Annotated in this window: 19 protein-coding genes; 5 read left to right on the top strand and 14 right to left on the bottom strand. The window is 62.7% G+C overall.

Annotated elements, in window-relative coordinates:
- Nucleotides 1–240 precede the first annotated feature (240 nt).
- The 9 genes from hflC to BM019_RS17850 all read right to left on the bottom strand — a co-directional run bounded on the left by hflC (nucleotide 241) and on the right by BM019_RS17850 (nucleotide 9671).
- The gene (hflC, locus tag BM019_RS17890) at nucleotides 241–1110 is read right to left on the bottom strand and encodes a protease modulator HflC (protein WP_007921367.1); all 870 of its coding nucleotides are present in this window, start codon (nucleotides 1108–1110) and stop codon (nucleotides 241–243) included.
- The gene (gene hflK / locus BM019_RS17885; RefSeq protein WP_007921369.1) at nucleotides 1110–2279 is read right to left on the bottom strand and encodes an FtsH protease activity modulator HflK; all 1170 of its coding nucleotides are present in this window, start codon (nucleotides 2277–2279) and stop codon (nucleotides 1110–1112) included. The genes hflC and hflK overlap by 1 nt, the downstream gene beginning before the upstream one ends.
- A gap of 96 nt (nucleotides 2280–2375) precedes the next feature.
- Nucleotides 2376–3677 (bottom strand): ribosome rescue GTPase HflX, encoded by a 1302-nt coding sequence (gene hflX / locus BM019_RS17880; protein WP_007921372.1) that lies wholly within the window; start codon nucleotides 3675–3677, stop codon nucleotides 2376–2378.
- A gap of 12 nt (nucleotides 3678–3689) precedes the next feature.
- On the bottom strand, nucleotides 3690–3950 hold the full coding sequence (gene hfq / locus BM019_RS17875; protein ID WP_007921378.1) for an RNA chaperone Hfq: 261 nt from the start codon (nucleotides 3948–3950) through the stop codon (nucleotides 3690–3692).
- A 93-nt stretch (nucleotides 3951–4043) separates the two neighbouring features.
- The gene (gene miaA / locus BM019_RS17870) at nucleotides 4044–5015 is read right to left on the bottom strand and encodes a tRNA (adenosine(37)-N6)-dimethylallyltransferase MiaA (RefSeq protein WP_053259423.1); all 972 of its coding nucleotides are present in this window, start codon (nucleotides 5013–5015) and stop codon (nucleotides 4044–4046) included.
- Nucleotides 5015–6925 (bottom strand): DNA mismatch repair endonuclease MutL, encoded by a 1911-nt coding sequence (gene mutL / locus BM019_RS17865; protein WP_085533622.1) that lies wholly within the window; start codon nucleotides 6923–6925, stop codon nucleotides 5015–5017. The genes miaA and mutL overlap by 1 nt, the downstream gene beginning before the upstream one ends.
- Nucleotides 6922–8349: an N-acetylmuramoyl-L-alanine amidase gene (locus BM019_RS17860; RefSeq protein WP_202949036.1), complete on the bottom strand. Its 1428-nt coding sequence runs from the start codon at nucleotides 8347–8349 to the stop codon at nucleotides 6922–6924. Before BM019_RS17860 ends, mutL begins: the two co-directional genes overlap by 4 nt.
- Before the next feature lie 3 nt (nucleotides 8350–8352).
- Nucleotides 8353–8823, bottom strand: a complete 471-nt coding sequence (gene tsaE, locus BM019_RS17855) for a tRNA (adenosine(37)-N6)-threonylcarbamoyltransferase complex ATPase subunit type 1 TsaE (RefSeq protein ID WP_009041903.1) — start codon at nucleotides 8821–8823, stop codon at nucleotides 8353–8355.
- A complete protein-coding gene (locus BM019_RS17850) occupies nucleotides 8811–9671 on the bottom strand; it encodes an NAD(P)H-hydrate dehydratase (RefSeq protein WP_092419088.1) in 861 nt (286 codons plus the stop codon). Before BM019_RS17850 ends, tsaE begins: the two co-directional genes overlap by 13 nt.
- Nucleotides 9672–9734: 63 nt before the next feature.
- On the opposite strand from BM019_RS17850, the gene queG reads away from it, so the two are divergent.
- On the top strand, nucleotides 9735–10814 hold the full coding sequence (gene queG / locus BM019_RS17845; protein WP_007921396.1) for a tRNA epoxyqueuosine(34) reductase QueG: 1080 nt from the start codon (nucleotides 9735–9737) through the stop codon (nucleotides 10812–10814).
- Here queG and BM019_RS17840 read toward each other — a convergent pair.
- Nucleotides 10796–11410 (bottom strand): trimeric intracellular cation channel family protein, encoded by a 615-nt coding sequence (locus BM019_RS17840; RefSeq protein ID WP_169915460.1) that lies wholly within the window; start codon nucleotides 11408–11410, stop codon nucleotides 10796–10798. The two genes, queG and BM019_RS17840, sit on opposite strands and share 19 nt — an antisense overlap.
- A gap of 170 nt (nucleotides 11411–11580) precedes the next feature.
- Nucleotides 11581–12123, bottom strand: a complete 543-nt coding sequence (gene orn, locus BM019_RS17835; RefSeq protein ID WP_009041900.1) for an oligoribonuclease — start codon at nucleotides 12121–12123, stop codon at nucleotides 11581–11583.
- 107 nt (nucleotides 12124–12230) lie between these two features.
- Here orn and rsgA point away from each other — a divergent pair, with 107 nt between their 5' ends.
- Nucleotides 12231–13262: a small ribosomal subunit biogenesis GTPase RsgA gene (gene rsgA, locus BM019_RS17830; protein WP_007921400.1), complete on the top strand. Its 1032-nt coding sequence runs from the start codon at nucleotides 12231–12233 to the stop codon at nucleotides 13260–13262.
- Nucleotides 13263–13349: 87 nt separating this feature from the next.
- Here rsgA and motB read toward each other — a convergent pair whose 3' ends face one another.
- Complete coding sequence (motB, locus tag BM019_RS17825; protein ID WP_009041899.1) at nucleotides 13350–14390, bottom strand: flagellar motor protein MotB; 1041 nt, start codon at nucleotides 14388–14390, stop codon at nucleotides 13350–13352.
- A gap of 3 nt (nucleotides 14391–14393) precedes the next feature.
- A complete protein-coding gene (gene motA / locus BM019_RS17820) occupies nucleotides 14394–15245 on the bottom strand; it encodes a flagellar motor stator protein MotA (protein ID WP_007921402.1) in 852 nt (283 codons plus the stop codon).
- A 166-nt stretch (nucleotides 15246–15411) separates the two neighbouring features.
- On the opposite strand from motA, the gene BM019_RS17815 reads away from it, so the two are divergent.
- From BM019_RS17815 to asd, 3 genes are read left to right on the top strand one after another with little or no spacing between them, the layout of a single operon-like run.
- Nucleotides 15412–16950 carry an HDOD domain-containing protein gene (locus BM019_RS17815; RefSeq protein WP_092419086.1) on the top strand — a complete coding sequence of 513 codons (1539 nt, stop codon included), beginning with the start codon at nucleotides 15412–15414 and terminating at the stop codon, nucleotides 16948–16950.
- 43 nt (nucleotides 16951–16993) lie between these two features.
- Nucleotides 16994–17809, top strand: a complete 816-nt coding sequence (rhdA, locus tag BM019_RS17810) for a thiosulfate sulfurtransferase (protein WP_009041897.1) — start codon at nucleotides 16994–16996, stop codon at nucleotides 17807–17809.
- Between the two features lie 17 nt (nucleotides 17810–17826).
- Nucleotides 17827–18687 (top strand): archaetidylserine decarboxylase, encoded by an 861-nt coding sequence (gene asd / locus BM019_RS17805; RefSeq protein ID WP_092419084.1) that lies wholly within the window; start codon nucleotides 17827–17829, stop codon nucleotides 18685–18687.
- 71 nt (nucleotides 18688–18758) lie between these two features.
- On the opposite strand, the gene serB is transcribed toward asd, so the two are convergent.
- Nucleotides 18759–19973 (bottom strand): phosphoserine phosphatase SerB, encoded by a 1215-nt coding sequence (gene serB, locus BM019_RS17800; RefSeq protein WP_009041895.1) that lies wholly within the window; start codon nucleotides 19971–19973, stop codon nucleotides 18759–18761.
- Between the last annotated feature and the right edge of the window lie 40 nt (nucleotides 19974–20013).

The following is a 20013-nucleotide window of genomic DNA, read 5'->3' as shown; positions in this document are numbered from 1 at the left end:
TGCAAACCACGCGCATGGGCGACGGGGCGAAAAGCCTGAAACCGGCTTCGCCACTCACTTTCCTCGAAAAAAACTGTCGAGTCGTTCAACTCGCCGTCTTGCACCAACAACCACAATCAAACGTGCAGACGCAAAAAAGCCGGGAATTTCCCGGCTGCCGCATCATACACTCGTTTTCCCAAAGGATCACCCCGCCAGACACTTTAGCCGCCGGGCGGGGCGATTCAGGTCAACGTCGCATCAAGGCTTGGCCTTTTCCAGGTAACGGAAAAAGTCGCTGCTTGGGTCCAGGACCATGACGTCGGATTTGTTCGCGAAGCTTTCACGATAGGCACGCAGGCTACGGTAGAAACCGTAGAACTCCTGATCCTGACCGTAGGCCTTGGAGTAGATGGCCGCAGCCTGGGCGTCGCCATCACCGCGAATCTCTTCCGACTCACGATAGGCTTCGGCCAGCAGTACGCGGCGCTGACGATCGGCGTCGGCACGAATACCTTCCGCCAGCTCGTTACCCTTGGCGCGATGCTCACGCGCTTCACGCTCACGCTCGGTGCTCATACGCTCGAAGACGCTGCGGTTCACTTCCTTCGGCAAGTCGATGGTCTTGACCCGGACATCGACCACTTCGATGCCCAGCTCTTTCTCGGCCATCTTGTTGAGCGAAGCCGTGATGTCCGCCATCAGCGCATCACGCTCACCGGAAACCACTTCGTGCAGGGTGCGCTTGCCGAACTGGTCACGCAGGCCCGACTCCAGACGACGGGAAAGACGCTCGTCGGCGATCTGCTTGAGGCCGGAAGTCGCGGTATAGAAACGCTCCGCATCCTTCACGCGCCATTTGGCATAGGCATCGACCATCACGGCTTTCTTTTCCAGCGTCAGGAAACGCTGGGTCGGTGCATCCAGGGTCATCAGGCGAGCGTCGAACTTACGCACCTGGTTCACATAGGGCACTTTCACATGCAGGCCCGGCTGAACGTCAGCCTGGACCACACGACCGAACTGCAGCAACACCGCGCGCTCGGTCTGAGCGACGATGTAGAAGCAGTTCCAGGCAGCGATCGCCACGACGACGCCAACGATAAGGGCGATCAGCGATTTATTGCTCATCAGCGACTCTCCCTGGTACGCGCTTGCTGTTGCTGCAGATCAGCTGCCGCACGCGCATTCGCTTCGTTGCTGCTGGCTGCTGCGCCGGTCACCGGAGCACTGGTGCTGCGGCCACTTTCGACCATTTTGTCCAGCGGCAGGTACAGCAGATTGCTCTGGCCGTTCTTGTTGCCGGTCACGAGAACCTTGCTGGTATTGCTGAAGACTTCCTGCATGGTGTCCAGGTACAGACGCTCACGGGTCACTTCAGGCGCCTTGCGGTATTCGGCCACCAGTTTGGTGAAGCGATCGGCCTCACCCTTGGCGCGGGAAACCACTTCGCCACGGTAACCGTTGGCATCCTCGATGATGCGCTGGGCCTGACCACGGGCTTCCGGCACGACGCCGTTGGCGTAGGTTTCAGCCTGGTTGCGCGAACGCTGCTCGTCTTCACGGGCGCGGATCACGTCATCGAAGGCCTCCTGCACTTCACGCGGTGCCGCTGCGCTCTGTACGTTCACCTGGGTAACGGTGATACCGGTGCGATAGGTATCGAGGAAACGTTGCAGACGCTCCTTGATTTCGCTGGCCATCAACTCACGACCTTCGGTCAGCACCTGGTCCATCGCGGTGGAACCCACTACGTGGCGCAGCGCACTGTCGGTGGCGTGCTGCAGGCTGATTTCCGGCTGATCGACGTTCAGCACGAAGTCCTGCAGGTTGCTGATCTTGTACTGCACGGTCAGCGGCACTTCGACGATATTCTCGTCTTCAGTCAGCATTTGACCCTGCTTGGTATAGGCACGCTCGCGCGTGACGTTTTCCATGTACTTGCGATCGATCGGCGGGAAGTAGATGTTCAGGCCCGGGCCGACGGTTTCGTAGTACTTGCCGAAGCGCAGCACCACGGCCTGCTCCTGCTCGTCCACGACATACACCGCGCTGTACAGCCACACGGCCGCCAGCACGACCAGACCGATACCGAGCAGGCCGAGACCGCCGCCCTTGCCGGAACTGCCACCATCGTCACCACGTTTCTTGCCACCACCGAACAACCCATTCAGGCTTTCCTGCAGCTTGCGGAAGGCCTCGTCGAGATCCGGTGGCCCCTTGCGGTCGCCATTGTTGCGGCGCTTACCACCCCAAGGATCCTGATTATTCGAGTTGCCACCCGGCTCATTCCAAGCCATAGCGCTCTCCATCTGATAAAGCAAAGACGCACCCACGGCGCGCCGACCAATGCTACAGAATGCCTGCTACAGCGGCACAACCGCTTTCTCAGGCTTTTATTGCAAAGTGTGTTGCTCGATGAACTCCAGCGGCTGCATGCCTTCGCGGCTTACCAGTCGATTCAGCTCGACTCGCGGCAAGCGGACAGCCAGCAGGCTGACACCTTCCTCGTCGTGATCTTCTTTCTGCACTGCGCCCAACTCGAAGAACTGCGCTCGCAGTCGAGCAAAACGCTGCGGCAAGCGCAAGGTACCTACAAACAAATCCTCGCCGAGCAACTCGGCAATGGCCTGCTTGAGCAGGTCCAGCCCTTGCCCTTCACGAGCCGACAACCAGACCCGCTGCGGCTTGCCATCGGCATCGCGCTGGATCTGCGGGTCGACCCCCTCGAGCAAATCGAGTTTGTTATAGACCTCCAGTATCGGCAAGTCCTGGGCCCCGATCTCGCCGAGCACCACCATGACCTGTTCGATCTGGGCCATGCGCTCCGGCTCATGAGCATCGATCACATGCAGCAGCAGGTCGGAGTTGCTCGACTCTTCGAGCGTAGCCCGAAACGCCTCGACCAGTTTGTGCGGCAGATGACGAATGAACCCCACGGTGTCGGCCAACACGACCGGACCAAGATCGTCCAGCTCAAGCCGGCGCAAGGTCGGATCGAGGGTGGCGAACAGTTGGTTGGCCGCAAACACATCGGACTCGGTCACGGAGTTGAACAAGGTGGACTTGCCGGCGTTGGTGTAGCCCACCAACGATACCGAAGGAATGTCGGCACGCTTGCGCCCACGACGAGCCTGCTCGCGCTGACTGCGGACCTTCTCCAGCCGGGCCTTGATCTGCCGCAGGCGAACCCGCAGAAGACGCCGGTCGGTCTCGAGCTGGGTTTCACCCGGACCACGCAGGCCGATACCGCCCTTCTGCCGTTCAAGGTGAGTCCAGCCGCGAACCAGACGGGTACTCATATATTCAAGCTGGGCCAGTTCTACCTGGAGCTTGCCTTCGTGAGTGCGGGCGCGCTGGGCGAAAATATCGAGAATCAGACCCGTGCGGTCAATCACGCGACACTCGAAAGCACGTTCGAGGTTACGTTCCTGACTGGGTGTGAGGATGTGATTGAAAATCACCAGGTCGACCTGTTCGGCTTTGACCAGGTCGCGTAATTCTTCGACCTTGCCGCTGCCAACCAGGTACTTGGCGGTTGGCCGATGACGCGGCACGTTAACAAACGCGACGGTCTCGGCGCCGGCCGATATTGCCAACTCCTGAAACTCCTGCGGATCTTCGCGCGCCTCAGGGTCCTGACCATCCAAGTGAACGAGAATGGCACGTTCACCACCACCGTGGCGCTCAAAGAACAAAGGAGACTCCTATCAGGCGTTACCTGGCTCAGCGTCACCCTGTTCGGATTCGGATGCGCTAGGCAGGCGAATTGGACGAACCGGCACCACTGTCGAGATAGCGTGCTTGTAAACCATTTGGCTGACGGTGTTCTTCAGCAGGATGACGAACTGGTCGAAAGACTCGATCGTACCTTGCAGCTTGATCCCGTTGACCAGATAGATGGAAACCCCAACTTTCTCTTTACGTAAAGTATTCAAGTAAGGGTCTTGTAGCGAATGCCCTTTTGACATGTGCCGCACTCCTTTAAGGATCAATAATAAAAAATCGGAAAACAGATGGCTAAAACCGCCCCACCCCCAAGGATAGACGGCAATTGCAAGGACTCAGCTCAATATGGAGACCGTTCCCAGGTATTTCAAGGCGCGTGGCAGATTGTCGCAATCCAGGCTGTCCAGCCAGTGTAAATCAGCCCAGCTGCGTAACCAGGTGAACTGGCGCTTCGCCAATTGGCGCGTGGCAATGATGCCGCGCTCCTGCATCTCGGCGAATGTCAGCTTGCCATCCAGATGATCCCAGACCTGTCGGTAGCCTACAGCACGTATAGACGGCAACCCGGCATGCAGGTCACTTCTAGAACGCAGAGCTACGACCTCGTCGACGAATCCCTGTTCCAACATAATTGTGAATCTTTGTGCAATACGCTCATGCAGTACCTGACGGTTTGCCGGGGCAATGGCCAAGTTCGCGACAGTATAGGGCAATTGTCCCCGTCCCGAAGCGGCTGCTTCAGTACTTTGCGCAGATTGTCGCAGTCTGTGGGCGGTCATGCTCAGGCCGCTGACCCGATAGACTTCCAGCGCCCGGGTCAGGCGCTGCGGATCATTGGGATGAATCCGCGCCGCCGATTCGGGGTCGATTATCGCCAGTTGGTCATGCAAGGCTTGCCAGCCAAGGCGTGCGGCCTCTTCTTCCAGCTCCGCGCGAACCTGTGGGTCGGCTGGCGGCATGTCTGCCAGGCCTTCGAGCAAAGCCTTGTAATAGAGCATCGTACCGCCCACCAGCAGCGGAATCTTGCCGCGCGCGGTGATATCGGCCATGGCGGCCAGCGCATCGGTGCGAAAATCCGCCGCCGAATAGCTCTCGGCCGGGTCAAGGATATCGATCAGACGGTGTGGAAACTCGGCCAGGATTTCCTTGGACGGCTTGGCGGTGCCTATGTCCATGCCACGGTAGACCAGCGCCGAATCGACGCTGATCAGTTCGCAAGGCAGAACCTTGGTGAGTTCGATGGCCAGGTCGGTCTTGCCAGCGGCAGTCGGGCCCATCAGGAAGATCGCTGGAGGAAGCTGGCTCATCAACGACCGCGCAAGAAGAGTTTGTCCAGATCGTCCAGGCCCAGCTGGGTCCAGGTCGGTCGGCCATGGTTGCATTGACCGCTGCGCTCGGTGTTTTCCATATCGCGCAACAAGCCGTTCATTTCCGGCAGGGCCAGGCGGCGATTGGCACGGATCGCACCGTGGCAGGCCATAGTGCCCAGCAACTCGTTGAGGTGCGCCTGGATACGGTCGCTGGTGCCGTATTCCATCAGGTCGGCCAGAACGTCATGCACCAGGCGGTTGGCTTCCGCCTGCTTGAGCAGGGCCGGAATCTGCCGGATCGCCAGCGATTCCGGGCCCAGGCGCTGCAACTCGAAGCCCAGGCGCTGGAACCAGCTGACATGCTCCTCGGCACAGTCGGCTTCGCGCTGGCTGACAGCGATCGATTCCGGCACCAGCAGTGGCTGACCACTCAAGCCTTCGCTGGCCATCGCCACTTTCAGACGCTCGTACATGATCCGCTCGTGGGCCGCGTGCATGTCCACCAGCACCAGGCCCTGGGCGTTTTCCGCGAGGATATAGATGCCTTTGAGCTGCGCCAGCGCATAGCCCAGCGGCGGGATATCGCCCTGAGCATCCGGCAAGGACGCTGCGCCAGATTCCGGCAGTGGCGCGAAGAACTCACGATAGGCGCTTTGCGCCTCGGCCGCCGGCAGCACTGGCTGCGGGCGCGGCGTGTACTGATACTGATAACCCGCGCCCGAGCCAGACCCCGGCGGATTGAACGCCGGCTGGGCCTGCGGCTGCTCCAGCGTCATGTTCGCCGCCAGGCGCATTTCGCCCTGGGGGCCGAACTCGCCAGCCTCGATCCCGCTCGGCCGCACGATGCCGGCGACCGCGGCCGGCGCCGCCAGATGGTCTTCCGGCCGGACATCGCCCAAGGCGCGGTGCAGGGTGCCATACAGGAAGTCGTGGACCATGCGTCCGTCGCGGAAGCGCACTTCGTGCTTGGTCGGGTGCACGTTGACGTCGACCACCGCCGGGTCGACTTCGAAGAACAGCACAAAGGTCGGATGCCGACCATTGAACAGCACGTCACGGTAAGCCTGGCGCACCGCGTGGGCCACCAGCTTGTCGCGCACCGCGCGACCGTTGACGTAGAAATACTGCAGATCCGCCTGGCTGCGGGAAAAGGTCGGCAGACCTACCCAGCCCCAGAGATGCAGGCCATTACGTTCAACCTCGATCGGCAGCGCCTGCTCGAGAAAACCCGAACCGCACACTGCCGCCACTCGCCGCGCGCGCGCCACATCATCGTTGGCTTCATGCAGGCTGAGGACGCTTTTGCCGTTATGGCGCAGGTGAAAGGCCACGTCGAAACGCGCCAGGGCCAGGCGTTTGATCACTTCCTGCAGGTGATCGAACTCGGTTTTCTCGGCCTTGAGAAACTTGCGCCGGGCCGGGGTGTTGAAGAACAGGTCGCGGACTTCCACCGAGGTACCGACCGGATGGGCCGCCGGCTGCACACGCGGGGCCATGTCGCGGCCTTCGGTTTCCACCTGCCAGGCCTGATCGGCATCGCGGGTGCGGGAAGTCAGGGTCAAGCGCGCAACCGAGCTGATGGAAGCCAGTGCCTCTCCACGAAAGCCCAGGCTCATGACCTGTTCCAGGTCCTCGAGATTGCGAATCTTGCTGGTGGCGTGGCGCGCCAGGGCCAGCGGCAGATCGTCCGCGGAGATGCCGCTGCCGTCGTCGCGCACCCGCAGCAGCTTGACACCCGCCTGCTCGACATCCACATCGATACGCTTGGCTCCAGAGTCGAGGCTGTTTTCCAGCAACTCCTTGATCACCGAGGCCGGACGCTCGACCACCTCACCGGCGGCAATCTGGTTCGCCAGTCGCGGGCTGAGCAGCTCGATGCGGGCGCTGCTGATGACTGCGTCATTCATTCCTTGGCCGCCAGTTCTGTACCCGGGATGGTGAGGGTCTGACCGATTTTCAGCTCATCGCTGCTCAGGTTGTTGGCGCTGCGCAGAGTGGCGGCGGAAACCTGATAACGCACGGCGATCATCGCCAGGGTTTCGCCCGGGCTCACGCGGTGGTCGCGAGGTCCCTGGGCAATCTTCCCGGAATCACGCAGCCAGGCGATGTAGGTGCCCGGCGGTGGATTCTGCTGGAAGAACTGCCGCACGCCGCTGCTGATGGAGCGCGCCAATGCCTGCTGGTGGCTGACAGTGGCCAGCTTGGAGGCTTCGTTGGCATTGGAGATAAAGCCGGTTTCCACCAGGATCGACGGAATGTCCGGAGACTTGAGCACCATGAACCCGGCTTGTTCGACGCGCTGCTTGTGCAGCGGGGTGACCCGGCCGATGTTGCTGAGCACTTTCTGGCCGACGTTGAGGCTGGAAGTCAGCGAGGCCGTCATGGACAAGTCCAGCAATACGCCGGCGAGCATCCGGTCCTTGTCATCGAGGCTGACGTTGCCGGCCCCGCCGATCAGGTCGGAACGGTTTTCGCTGTCCGCCAGCCAGCGGGCCGTCTCGGACGTGGCGCCACGGTCGGAGAGCGCGAACACCGAGGCCCCGAAGGCCGCGCGGGACGGTGCCGCGTCGGCGTGGATCGAGACGAACAGGTCGGCGCCTTTCTTGCGGGCGATCTCGGTGCGGCCGCGCAGCGGGATGAAGTAGTCGCCAGTACGGGTCAGCTCGGCACGGAAGCCCTTGAGGCCATTGATCTGGCGCTGCAGTTCACGGGCGATGGCCAGCACCACGTCTTTCTCATGCTGGCCGCGCGAGCCGGAGGCACCCGGGTCCTCGCCACCGTGACCGGCATCGATGACCACGACAATATCGCGCTTGCCGGCCGGGGCCGGTGGCAGCTTGATCTCAGGCTTGGTCGGCGTTACCGGGACCGCCGGCACAGTCGCGACATTCGGCGCGGGTGGCGGAGTCGGCGCGGCATCGGCCGGGTTGTCGAACAGATCGACCACCAGGCGATTGCCGTACTGGGCATTGGGCGTCAGGGTAAAACTCTTGGGGGTGACGGCCTTTTTCAGGTCGATGACCACCCGCAGGTCGGTAGGCGTGCGCTGGGCCGAACGCATGGCGGTAATCGGCGTATTCGCCGTGGAGACATTCAGCGGCCCGCCGAGGGTCGCACCGTTGATATCGATCACCAGACGATCAGGGGCCGTCAGGGTGAAGACGCTGTGCTGGACCGGCCCTGACAGGTCAAATACCAGTCGAGTGTTATCCGGTGCCCGCCACAGGCGAACGCTGCGGACCTGTGTAGCGGCCAGAGCGTCGACGGCCAATGCCGTAAGCAACAGTCCTACGACAGCAACCAACGCGCGAATGCGCATACCTAACCCCATCAATTATTTGAATTCCAACGCCAAAGCGGCACACCAGGCCTCGCCACGCGAGCCTTGCGACAACAAATGCAGGGAGCGCCCGCTGTTATGCGGGCTAATGGTAATGGTCAGGTCCGGCTTTGGCAAAAAGCCCGCACCACGCTGGGGCCACTCGATCAGACACAGTGCATCGCCCTCGAGATAATCGCGGATGCCGAGAAACTCCAGCTCTTCCGGATCGACCAGGCGATAAAGATCGAAGTGGAAGGCCCGCACATCGCCAATCTCGTAAGGCTCGACCAGGGTAAAGGTCGGGCTTTTCACCGCGCCGGCATGTCCCAGGCCACGGATAAGGCCCCGGGACAATGTGGTTTTCCCCGCCCCCAGATCGCCTTCCAGAAAGATCACACCCACCCCTTGAGTGACCTGCGCCAGGCGCGCGCCAAAGGCGATCATGGCGTCTTCGTCTGCCAGATACAGGGTTATTTCAGACACGGTGATTGCTCCTCCAGCAACTGACGAATGACCGGGATCAGATCGCTGGCCGCCAGCCCCCGGCCCAATTTACCTTGATGCTCGCCCGCGACGGCATGCAGCCAGACCGCCAGGCAAGCGCTATCGAACGCCGGCATCCCCTGGGCCAGCAGCGCCCCGACCAGACCGGCCAGCACATCCCCCAGTCCCGCCGTGGCCATGGCCGGATGCCCCCGGTCGCAACGGGCCAGGTGGCCATCAGGGCTGGCCACCAGACTTCCGGCGCCCTTCAGGATGGCGACAGCTGTGTATTTTTTGCTCAGTGCCCGTACGGCGGCTGGGCGATCCGCCTGCACCTGCGCGGTGGAAATCCCCAGCAGCCGGGCGGCCTCCCCCGGGTGCGGGGTGATCACGCTGCCCGACGGCAAGGTCAAACCGCCCTTGGCCAGCAGATTGAGCGCATCGGCATCCCAGACCTGGGGCCGCGGTGCATTGGCGGCGGCAGATAAAAGGCTACGCCCCCAGGCCGCCTGCCCCAGCCCGGGGCCCGCCACGATGACCGACGCCTGCTCCAGCATGCCCATCAGCTGGTTGGCCGAATCGGTGCCCAGGGCCATGACCTCCGGAACCCGCGCCAGAGCGGCTGCAACGTGCTCGCTGCGGGTCGCCAGAGAAACCATCCCGGCACCGCTGCGCAGGGCGCTCTCGGCGCAGAGCAGCGCCGCACCGCCAAAACCGCGATCGCCGCCGATCAGCAACAGGTGCCCGAACTGGCCTTTATGGGCGCTTGGCGAACGGGCAGCCAGCCGCGGCAGCGTGTCGGCCGTCAACGGCTGAATGTCGGGTAAAGGGTGTTTTGTCTGCGGCATGCGTCTTCGGGCTCCGATGTCTGGCAGAATTATACGCACCTCAGCCCCGGTTTCTCTCGCCTCATGCCTGCCATTACCACCGATCTGCCCGCCCTCGCCCAATCGATCAAGGATTGGGGCCGCGAGCTGGGCTTTCAACAAGTCGGCATCAGCGGCCTGGACCTGGCCGAGCATGAGCAGCACCTGGAACGCTGGCTCGAGGCCGGCTACCACGGCGAAATGGACTACATGGGCGCCCACGGCAGCAAACGCTCCCATCCGGACGAACTGGTGCCCGGCACCCTGCGCGTGGTGTCCCTGCGCATGGATTACCTGCCCGGCGACACCCAGATGGCGCAGCGCCTGGCCCAGCCGGAAAAGGCCTATGTCTCGCGCTACGCCCTGGGCCGCGACTATCACAAGCTGATCCGCAAGCGCGTGCAGCAACTGGCCGAGCGCATCCAGAAGGAAATCGGTCCGTTCGGCTATCGCGCCTTCGTCGACAGCGCCCCAGTGCTGGAAAAAGCCATCGCCGAACAAGCCGGGCTCGGCTGGATCGGCAAGAACACCCTGGTACTCAACCGCAAGGCCGGCAGCTATTTTTTCCTCAGCGAACTGTTCGTCGACCTGCCCTTGCCGGTGGACGAGCCACACGCCACCGAGCATTGCGGCCGCTGCACGGCATGCCTGGACATCTGCCCGACCAAGGCCTTCGTCGGCCCTTATGTACTGGACGCCCGGCGCTGCATTTCGTACCTGACCATCGAACTGAAAAACGCCATTCCCGAGGATCTGCGCCCGCTGATCGGCAACCGGGTGTTCGGCTGCGACGATTGCCAGATCGTCTGCCCGTGGAACCGCTTCGCCCGCCCTTCCGGCGAAGGCGATTTCAAGCCACGCCACAACCTCGACAATGCCGAGCTGGCCGAACTGTTCATGTGGGACGAGGACAAGTTTCTCAGCAGCACCGAAGGCTCGCCGCTGCGCCGCGCCGGCTATGAGCGCTGGCTGCGCAACCTGGCGGTGGGGCTGGGTAACGCGCCGTCGAGCATTCCGGTGCTGGAAGCCCTGAAAGCCCGGCGGGATTACCCGTCAGAGCTGGTGCGCGAACACGTGGAATGGGCGCTGAAGCAGCACGCCAGCCGTCATTGCTCGTCGTTGTAGACGAACTTGGGCATTTCCCAGTGAAAACGGATCGCCAGCAGGCGCAGTAGGAAACCGCCGAACAGGGTGATGAGGATCGACTGCTCGCCGGGCAATTGCAGATAGATGCAGAGCATGTAGCACCAGGCCGCGGCGAACGAGACGCTGGCATACAACTCACGACGGAAGATCAGCGGAATATCGTTGCAGAAGATGTCCCGCAGGATGCCGCCGAACACCCCGGTAATCACCCCGCTGACCGAAGCCACCACCATGCCGTGGCCCATTTCCAGGGCGGTCATGCAACCGATCAGGGTGAACGCCACCAGCCCCACGGCGTCGAGCACCAGGAACAGCGAACGCAAGTGGCGCATCAAGGGCGCGATGAAGATCGTCACCAGGGCCGCAACCGAGGTCAACACCAGGTACTCCGGGTGCTTGACCCAGGTCAGCGGGTAATGCCCCAGCAGCACGTCACGCACCGAACCGCCACCCAGGGCCGTGACGCAGGCGATCAACACCACCCCGAACCAATCCATGCCGCGACGACCGGCGGACAAGGCGCCAGTCATGGCTTCGGCGGTAATGGCAATCAGGTAAAGCATCAGCAGCATGATGGCGGTCCTTACAGGAAGGCGCGCAGTCTACTCAGTTGCTGTCGGCACCAAAAGGGGGCACCGCCTGGAATTGCTGGAGCCCCTGGAGCGATCTATCGCGAGCAAGCCTTGCGCGAACCTGTAGGAGCGAGGCTTGCCCGCGATGGCGTCAGACAGATGCCAGCGCACCATCAGAGCTTGATGAAGTGCTTGCGGTAATGCTGCAACTCGGCGATCGACTCGCGGATGTCGTCCAGGGCCAGGTGGGTACTGCCTTTCTTGAAGCTGTCGCGCACGTCCGGCGCCCAGCGGGCCGCCAGTTCCTTGAGGGTGGAAACGTCGAGGTTGCGGTAGTGGAAGTAGCTTTCCAGTGCCTTCATATGGCGGTACAGGAAGCGGCGATCCTGGCAGATGCTGTTGCCACAGATCGGCGACTTGCCCTTGGGCACCCACTGCTCCAGGAAGGCGATGGTCTGCGCTTCCGCTTCAGCCATGCTGATGCGGCTTTCACGCACGCGCTGGGTCAGCCCCGAACCGCCGTGCTGGCGGGTGTTCCACTCATCCATGCCGGCGAGAACTTCATCGCTCTGGTGGATGGCGATGACCGGACCTTCAGCCAAGGTATTGAGATTGCTATCGGTGACGATGGTCGCCATCTCGATGATGACGTCGGTATCAGGGTTCAGACCGGTCATTTCCAGATCGATCCAGATCAGATTCTGCGGGTTTTGCATGTGTGGGCTCCTCGGCGTAGTTGCGCAGTTTAGCCTAGAGGGACCTGCCGGCGTGCTAAACTCGCGGCCGTTTTACCTAACCGCCGCATTATCGACACGGAACACCAATGGCCAAACGCCAGCTCAATCGTCGCCAAAACTGGCGCATCGAAAAGATTCAAGGCGAACGCGCTGCCCGCGCCGCCAAACGTGAATCCTCTGCCGTGGAAGCACTGGAAGGCGGCGATCTCGGCCCCGAACAGACCGGCCTGGTGATCGCCCACTTCGGTGTGCAGGTCGAGGTCGAGGCGCGCGAGGGCGAACTGGCCGGCCAGGTGTTCCGCTGCCACTTGCGGGCCAACCTGCCGGCGCTGGTGACCGGCGATCAGGTGGTCTGGCGTCCGGGCAACCAGGGTATTGGCGTGATCGTCGCGCAACTGCCGCGCCACACCGAGCTGTGCCGTCCCGACAGCCGCGGCCAGCTCAAGCCGGTGGCCGCCAACGTCGACATGATCGTGATCGTCTTCGCCCCGCTGCCCGAGCCCCATGCCAACCTGATCGACCGCTACCTGGTAGCCGCCGAACATGCCGGCATCCGTCCGCTGCTGCTGCTCAACAAGTTCGACCTGATCGACGAGCAGAATGCCCCCGCCCTGAATGCCTTGCTGGCGGTCTATCGTCAGCTGGGCTACCCGGTGCTGGAAGTCTCGGCGCACCACGGCGACGGCATGGAACAGCTGCAAGCGCAGCTGGACGGACGGATCAGCGTGTTCGTCGGCCAGTCGGGTGTGGGCAAGTCGTCGCTGGTGAACAGCCTGCTGCCGGAAGTCGAAACCCGCGTCGGGCCTTTGTCGGAACTGTCCGGCCAGGGCACCCACACCACCACCACCGCGCGCCTGTTCCACTTCCCGGGCGGCGGCGAACTGATCGACTCCCCGGGGATTCGCGAATTCGGCCTGGGCCACGTCAGCCGCGCCGATGTCGAAGCGGGCTTCATCGAGTTCAACGACCTGCTGGGCACCTGCCGTTTCCGCGACTGCAAGCACGACCGCGAACCGGGCTGCGCCCTGCTCAAGGCCCTGGAAGACGGCCGGATCCAGCAGCAGCGGATGAACAGCTATCGCTCGATCATCGCCAGCCTGCCGGACAGCAGCTATTAATAGGTAGCACCACGCTGAAACAAAAAAGGCCGCGATGATCGCGGCCTTTTTTATCGAGCACTCTTTAACAGAGCCTGCTGTTACTCATCACCGCGCGGCTGGAGGCGTAGCTGCGGGTGCAGCCGCGCCTTCGGTCTTCGGTGCGGCGTCGTCGAAGATATTCAGGCGCTCGCGCAGTTCATGGGCTGGCAGCGGCTCCTGCTCTGGCGGCAAGGCATTCGGATCGACCGGCACTTCGCCCGGGGCGCCCTGGCCCTGGGTCGGTGCCGGGGCCTCGGGAGCGACTTCGCCTTCGATCGCGCGCTGGGCCTTTTTGGTCAGCACCACGATGTCGATACGCCGGTTGATCGGGTTGAACGGGTCCTTGCGATCGAACAGCGACGACGAGGCATACCCCACCACGCGAGCCACCTGGCCGTCCGGATAGCTGCCCGCCACCAGCGCCCGACGCGCGGCGTTGGCACGGTTGGCCGAAAGCTCCCAGTTGCCGAAATCGCCGGTGCCCGAGTAAGGCTTGGCATCGGTGTGACCGCTGATGCTGATCTTGTTCGGCACCGCTTTGATGGTGTCGGCCATGGCCAGCAGGATGTCCTCGAAGTATGGCTTCAGGCGCGCACTGCCGGAGTCGAACATCGGCCGGTTTTCCGAATCGATGATCTGGATACGCAGGCCGTCCGGAGTGATCTCGAACAGGATCTGGTCCTTGAACTTCTGCAATTGCGGGTTTTCTTCGACCTTGTTCTGCAGCTCTTGAAGCAACAGTTCCAGACGCTCTCTTTCCACCTGCTCGGCCATGCTCTCGACCTGATCGGTGTCGACCGTGACCTTGTCCGGCTGTGGCTGCGACTTGATCTCCGGGTTGAGCGTGTTTTCCGGCGCCAGCTCGGGAGAACCGCCCAGGTCGATAATGTAGGGCGTGCCGCTTTCCGAGAAGCCGATCGGGTCCTTGAAGTAACCGGCGATGGCGATCTTCTGTTCCGGGGTGGCGGTGGACAACAGCCACAGCACCAGGAAGAACGCCATCATTGCCGTGGCAAAGTCGGCGAAGGCGATCTTCCACGCCCCACCGTGATGCCCGCCGGCAAAGCGCTTGACGCGCTTGATGATAATCGGCTGATTGTTTTCCATGGCTTAGCGACCGCGAACCGCTTGTTCCAGCTCGGCGAAGCTCGGACGGTGCGCCGGGTACAGGACCTTGCGCCCGAACTCCACGGCCAGCGAGGGCGGCATGCCGGAAGCCGAGGCCACCAGGGAGGCCTTGATGGCTTCGTAGACGTTCAGCTCTTCCTTGGCGTCGTGGGCCAGGGAGTGGGCCAGCGGGCCGAAGAATCCATAGGCCGCGAGAATACCGAAGAAGGTACCGACCAGCGCCGCACCTACGTGCAGGCCGATGGACTTCTGGTCGCCATCGCCCAGGGATGCCATAGTCACCACGATACCCAGTACCGCCGCGACGATACCGAAACCCGGCATGCCGTCGGCGATGCCGTTGACCGCATGGGACGGATGCTCGAGGTCTTCCTTGAGGCTGAACAGCTCCATGTCGAACAGGCCTTCCAGCTCGTGGGGAGCCATGTTGCCGGAGGACATGATGCGCAGGTAGTCACAGATGAACGCGGTCATGCGCTCGTCTTTGAGCACGGATGGGTACTTGGCGAAAATCGGGCTGGCGGCGGCGTCTTCAATATCGCCCTCGATCGCCATCATGCCTTCGCGGCGGCTCTTGTTGAGGATCTCGTAGATCAGGCCCAGCACTTCCAGGTAGAAAGTCTGGGAAAAACGCGAACCGAACATCCCCAAGGACTTCTTGAGCACGTGCATGGTCATGTAGCCGGGGTTCGCCTGCAGGAACGCCCCCAGCGCGGCGCCGCCGATAATCAAGACCTCGAAAGGCTGGATCAGGGCGGCAATCTTGCCGTGAGAAAGCACGTATCCGCCGAGCACGCTCGCGAACACGACGATGATGCCGATAATTTTAGCCATAGGTAGGAAGGTACTTACTGAGTCGGGTTCAAGGTCATATTCGGAAGTTCTTAAAACTCTTCTTCTACTTATCGGCAAAACTGCGCCAGACTATAGGCCGTTAAGGCGAAAAGCCAGTTTGGCCCGCTCTGGGCGTGTTTACAGCAGACGATGATTGCGCCCAGCCATGTCTAATGAAACGACAGTCCCAACTACCGCCCCCCACTCCCTCGAATCCTGGATAAAGCTGCTTGATGCGGTCCGCCTGCCGGTGCCGCAGGCCAGCCACGACCGGGTCTGCAAAGCCATCAGGGACAATCGCAGCTCATTGCGCGACATTGCCGACCTGATGCAGGACAGCCCCGCGCTGGCCTTGAGCGTGATTCGCGAAGCCAATCGCCACACCCACGGCAGCATGAGCGAGCCGGCCGAGAACCTTGAGGTCGCCCTCAACCGCCTGGGCCTGGCGCGTACCGAAGAGTTGCTCGCCCGCCTGCCCGCCCAGCCCGAGGAGGAGATCCCGGTCGGGCTGCGCCAGTTGCAACTGATCAGCCAGCACGCGACCCAACAGGCCAACGGCTTTTTCGCCGGGCGCCTGGCCAGGCTCTGGCAGGACATTCACTGGGGCAGCCTGCTGTTTCTCTCGCCGCTGTGGCCCTTGGCGCTGGCCTATCCAAAACTGCTCGAAGAGTGGGAGCTGCGTGTCGTCCATAAAGCCGAACCGGCCCAGGAGGTCGAGCAGGAACTGTTCGGCGTCGGCCTGCTTCAGTTGGGCCAGGCCCTGGTCGAGGTCTGGCACTTGCCGATCTGGGTACAGCAAGGCTACCGCCTGCTGATCGACGAGCAGGATCAATTGGTCAAGGCACTGCATATCGCCCGGGACAACGCCCATCCGCTGCACCAGCGACAATGCCTGGATGCCGATCCGGCCCTGCAGCGCTGGCTGAACCAGCCGGCCAACAGCGTGCTGCTGGCCAACGCCCTGGCCCTGTCGGCGCAAGAGTCCTGGACCGGCCCGCACTGCATGCGCTGGCAATATCTGACCAGCCTGTATTTGCAGATGCCGATGGACGAACTGCAACAACAGTTGCACCAGCAAGCCGCGCAGAGTGCCCGGCATCACCGCATGCCCGACCTGTGGCATCCGGCCGAAGCGCTGCTCTGGCCCTGGGAGGCCCGGCGCGTGCATCGCGGCGAGCTCCCGGTTCCCGCACCAACCGCAGAAGACCTGGCCAAGTGGCGCAAGCAATGCAGCGAATTGCTGGTGGAGCCCAGCCGCTTCAGCAATGCCATGCACCTGACCACCTTTGCCCGCGACGCCCTGGTGGCGTGCGGCATGCGCCGGGTAATGCTGCTGATGGTCGACCGCACGCGGACCCAGTTGCGCGTGCATCAGATCGCCGGGCTGCCTGCGCCCGCCATGAACCTGGCATTGACGGTCAACCAGAGCAGCGTATTGCAAAGGCTGCTGGACGCTCCGGCGCAAGTGCGCCTGACGCCGACCAACAACGCCCAGTTCTCCGCCCGCCTGCCCGCCAGCCTGCGCACGCTGTTTCGTGGCGAGCACCTGCTGATGCGCTCGGTGCCCAGCAATGGCCGGGTGATCATGCTGATCGTCGCCGACCAGGGCGGCCAACCCTTCTCGGAAATCTCCGTACAGGCGTTCGGCAAAACCGCGCAGTGCATCGAAAAGGCCCTGCACAGCTTTACCAACCGCAGCCGCTGACGCTTGCGCTACAATCCCTCCCTTTGTGCCCTGGAGACCTCACATGCCTGACTTCTCTGGCTTGCCGCTGGTGATCGAGCCGAGCGACCTGCTCCCTCGCCTCGACGCCCGCGAACTGATTCTGGTGGACCTGACCAGCGCCGCCCGCTATGCCGCGGGCCATATCCCCGGCGCGCACTTCGTCGACCCCAAGCGTACCCAGCTCGGTCAGGCACCGGCGCCAGGGCTGATGCCGCCACAGGCAGCCCTTGAGGCCCTGTTCGGCGAACTGGGACATAACCCGGACGCGGTCTACGTGGTCTATGACGACGAAGGCGGCGGCTGGGCCGGGCGCTTCATCTGGCTGCTGGATGTCATCGGCCACTCCCGTTACCACTACCTGGACGGCGGGCTGCTGGCCTGGCTGGCAGACGGCCTGCCGGTCTCGAACGAAGTCCCGGCGGCCGTCGGCGGCCCTGTCGCCCTGACCCTGCACGACGAGCCGACCGCCACCCGCGAATACCTGCAAAGCCGTCTTGGCGCGGCCGACCTGGCGATCTGGGATGCCCGCGGCCCCCTGGAGTACTCGGGGGAGAAAGTCCTCGCCGCCAAGGGTGGGCACATTCCCGGCGCGATCAACTTCGAGTGGACGGCAGGCATGGACCCGGCGCGCAACCTGCGGATCCGCAGCGACATGCCGCAGATCCTCGAACAGCTCGGCATCAGCAAAGACAAAGAAGTGATCACCCACTGCCAGACTCACCATCGCTCTGGCTTCACCTATCTGGTGGCCAAGGCGCTCGGTTATCCGCGAGTCAAAGGCTATGCCGGTTCCTGGGGCGAATGGGGCAACCACCCTGACACGCCCGTAGAGATTTAAGATTTTAAGGACAGTTAATGAAAAAGCGTTTGTTTATCCTCAGCCAGTACCTGCTGCCTCACCACCTGCTGTCGCGCCTGGCCGGCTGCATTGCCGAGTGCCGCGTGCGCTGGTTCAAGAATGCCTTCACCGCCTGGTTCGCCAAGCGTTATCAGGTGGACATGTCTCAAGCGCTGGTGGAAGACCTGACCGCCTATGAGCACTTCAACGCCTTCTTCACCCGCGCGTTGAAAGACGGCGCCCGCCCGCTGGACCAGACCCCGGGAGCGATCCTCAGCCCAGCCGACGGCGCGGTCAGCCAACTTGGCCCGATCGAGCACGGTCGGGTATTCCAGGCCAAGGGCCACAGCTTCAGCGTGCTGGAACTGTTGGGTGGCGACTCGGCCCTGGCAGCCCCGTTCATGGGCGGCGATTTCGCCACCATCTACCTGTCGCCGAAGGACTACCACCGCGTGCACATGCCGCTGGCCGGCACCCTGCGGGAAATGGTCTACGTACCGGGGCGGATCTTCTCGGTCAACCAGACCACCGCGGAAAACGTGCCGGAACTGTTCGCCCGCAATGAGCGCGTGGTATGCGTTTTCGATACCGAGCGCGGCCCGATGGCCGTGGTATTGGTGGGCGCGATGATCGTGGCCTCGATCGAAACCGTCTGGGTCGGCCTGGTGACTCCGCCCAAGCGCGAACTGAAGACCGTGCGCTACGACGAAGCCGCCCGCGCGCCGATCCACCTGAAAAAAGGCGCCGAATTGGGCCGTTTCAAGCTGGGTTCCACCGCGATCGTGCTGTTCGGGCCGGAGCAAGTGCAGTGGGCCGAAGAACTGGCGGCCGGCTCGCCGGTGCAGATGGGCCAGGGCATCGGCCTGGCCAAGGCCTGAGCCTTGGGCATAAAAAGCCGGACATAAAAAAACGCCGCGGATCGCGGCGTTTTTTTTGCCCTGGATTCAGCTCAGAGCTGGCCGTCGCGATCGCGGAAGCCCAGCAGATAAAGCACACCATCCAGGCCCAGGGTGGAAATCGCCTGCTTGGCCGACTGCTTGACCAACGGCTTGGCGCGGAAGGCCACGCCCAGGCCGGCAATCGCCAGCATCGGCAAGTCGTTGGCGCCGTCGCCGACCGCGATGGTCTGCTCCAGGCGCAAACCTTCTTTGGCGGCCAGCTCGCGCAGCAGATCGGCCTTGCGCTGGGCGTCGACAATCGGCTCGACCGCGACACCGGTCACCTTGCCGTCGACCACTTCCAGCTCGTTGGCGAATACATAGTCGATCCCCAGCTTGGCCTGCAGCTGCTTGGCGAAGTAGGTGAAGCCACCCGAGAGGATCGCGGTCTTGTAGCCCAGGCGCTTGAGTTCGGCGAACAGGGTCTCGGCCCCTTCGGTCAGGCGCAGCGATGCGCCGATGGAGTCCAGCACCTTGATATCCAGGCCCTGGAGCAAGGCCAGGCGCTCCTTGAAGCTGGCACGGAAATCCAGCTCGCCGGCCATGGCCCGCTCGGTGATTTCCGCCACGCGGTCACCCACGCCGGCCGCCTTGGCCAGTTCGTCGATGACTTCCGCCTCGATCAGCGTCGAGTCCATGTCGAACACCGCCAGGCGGCGGTTGCGACGGAACAGCGAGTCTTCCTGGAAGGCGATATCGACGTTCAGCTCCTGGGCGACGCTGAGGAACTCGGCACGCAATGCCTGCGGATCGGCCGCTTCGCCCCGCACGGAGAACTCGATGCAACCCTTGCCCTTGTCGGCCGGGGTGTCCAGCGGCATGCGCCCGGAGAGGCGATCGATGTGGTCGATGTTCAAGCCGTACTTGGCGGTGATCGAACTGACGCGCTGCAACTGCTCGGCCGTGACCTTGCGGGTCAGCAAGGTGACGATATGGCGCTTCTTGCCCTGGCCGCCGACCCACTGCTGGTAATCCTCTTCGGAAACCGGCGTGAAACGGACCTGCTGGTCCAGCTCATAGGCGGTGAACAGAATGTCCTTGAGCACTGACGAACTCTGCTCGTTGTCCGGAATTTCAACCAGGATGCCGAACGACAGAGTGTCGTGAATCACCGCCTGACCGATGTCGAGAATGTTCACACCACCCTGGGCCAGAACGCCGGTAATGGCCGCAGTGAGACCCGGACGGTCCTCACCAGTGATGTTTATCAGGACGATTTCGCGCAAGGCGCACCCCCGCAGGTGGAAAAAAACCGCATTCTACCCA

This window comes from Pseudomonas sp. NFPP07 (genome assembly GCF_900115645.1).
In the GTDB taxonomy this organism is placed as follows: Bacteria; Pseudomonadota; Gammaproteobacteria; order Pseudomonadales; family Pseudomonadaceae; genus Aquipseudomonas; species Aquipseudomonas chlororaphis.
The sequence above is the reverse complement of the archived record's forward strand: the minus strand, read 5'-3'. Positions and strand labels throughout refer to the sequence as shown.

What these genes read in the sequence shown, in the direction of transcription:
- rhdA (WP_009041897.1), top strand. Translation starts at nt 16,994, where the DNA reads ATGCCTGACTTCTCTGGCTTGCCGCTGGTGATCGAGCCGAGCGACCTG.
- orn (WP_009041900.1), bottom strand. Translation starts at nt 12,123, where the DNA reads ATGCAAAACCCGCAGAATCTGATCTGGATCGATCTGGAAATGACCGGT.
- BM019_RS17815 (WP_092419086.1), top strand. Translation starts at nt 15,412, where the DNA reads ATGTCTAATGAAACGACAGTCCCAACTACCGCCCCCCACTCCCTCGAA.
- BM019_RS17860 (WP_202949036.1), bottom strand. Translation starts at nt 8,349, where the DNA reads ATGGGGTTAGGTATGCGCATTCGCGCGTTGGTTGCTGTCGTAGGACTG.
- motA (WP_007921402.1), bottom strand. Translation starts at nt 15,245, where the DNA reads ATGGCTAAAATTATCGGCATCATCGTCGTGTTCGCGAGCGTGCTCGGC.
- miaA (WP_053259423.1), bottom strand. Translation starts at nt 5,015, where the DNA reads ATGAGCCAGCTTCCTCCAGCGATCTTCCTGATGGGCCCGACTGCCGCT.
- rsgA (WP_007921400.1), top strand. Translation starts at nt 12,231, where the DNA reads ATGGCCAAACGCCAGCTCAATCGTCGCCAAAACTGGCGCATCGAAAAG.
- hflC (WP_007921367.1), bottom strand. Translation starts at nt 1,110, where the DNA reads ATGAGCAATAAATCGCTGATCGCCCTTATCGTTGGCGTCGTCGTGGCG.
- queG (WP_007921396.1), top strand. Translation starts at nt 9,735, where the DNA reads ATGCCTGCCATTACCACCGATCTGCCCGCCCTCGCCCAATCGATCAAG.
- hfq (WP_007921378.1), bottom strand. Translation starts at nt 3,950, where the DNA reads ATGTCAAAAGGGCATTCGCTACAAGACCCTTACTTGAATACTTTACGT.
- asd (WP_092419084.1), top strand. Translation starts at nt 17,827, where the DNA reads ATGAAAAAGCGTTTGTTTATCCTCAGCCAGTACCTGCTGCCTCACCAC.
- hflK (WP_007921369.1), bottom strand. Translation starts at nt 2,279, where the DNA reads ATGGCTTGGAATGAGCCGGGTGGCAACTCGAATAATCAGGATCCTTGG.
- BM019_RS17850 (WP_092419088.1), bottom strand. Translation starts at nt 9,671, where the DNA reads ATGCCGCAGACAAAACACCCTTTACCCGACATTCAGCCGTTGACGGCC.
- motB (WP_009041899.1), bottom strand. Translation starts at nt 14,390, where the DNA reads ATGGAAAACAATCAGCCGATTATCATCAAGCGCGTCAAGCGCTTTGCC.
- mutL (WP_085533622.1), bottom strand. Translation starts at nt 6,925, where the DNA reads ATGAATGACGCAGTCATCAGCAGCGCCCGCATCGAGCTGCTCAGCCCG.